The following is a 442-nucleotide window of genomic DNA, read 5'->3' on the forward strand; positions in this document are numbered from 1 at the left end:
TTTGCACGGGCCGCCCAACAGGGCCCACGGCCGTGGCCCACTGGAAGCGTCGGGCGCACTACGACCTGAACTGGATCGAGGACACCACGCCGCCCGAAAGCATCGATGACCCGGCCGACGTGCGCGCCCACAGCCCCATCCCCAGCGCCGCAGGCGAACGCTTCTACGAGCCCCCGCGCTTCCTCGAGGCGCTCGCCAAGAAGGCTGTCGACATTCTCCAGCCCGACGTCTCCCATGCCGCCGGCATGGGAGACGTCGGGCTGGAGAATGTCGACAGCCTTCTTGGCGAGCGCCTCGAGGAACCGCGGGAGCTCGTAGAAGCGTTGGCCTGCTGCGATGGGGATGGGGCTATTGGCGCGCACATCGGCGAGGGCGTCGATGCTTTCCGGCGGCGTGGGTTCCTCGATCTAGGTCAGGTCATAGGGCGGCAGAGCCTTGCACA

The 442-nt window shown here is 67.6% G+C and carries 2 pseudogenes; one reads left to right on the forward strand and one right to left on the reverse strand.

Going from position 1 to position 442, the window contains the following annotated elements:
* Window positions 1-32 precede the first annotated feature (32 nt).
* Window positions 33-188, forward strand: a pseudogene (locus tag VE26_RS18595) (mandelate racemase); the annotation flags it as partial.
* 105 nt (window positions 189-293) lie between these two features.
* On the opposite strand, the pseudogene VE26_RS18600 reads toward VE26_RS18595, so the two are convergent.
* Window positions 294-362, reverse strand: a pseudogene (locus VE26_RS18600) (hypothetical protein); the annotation flags it as partial.
* Window positions 363-442 lie beyond the last annotated feature (80 nt).

It is taken from the genome of Devosia chinhatensis (assembly GCF_000969445.1).
Classification (GTDB): domain Bacteria; phylum Pseudomonadota; class Alphaproteobacteria; order Rhizobiales; family Devosiaceae; genus Devosia; species Devosia chinhatensis.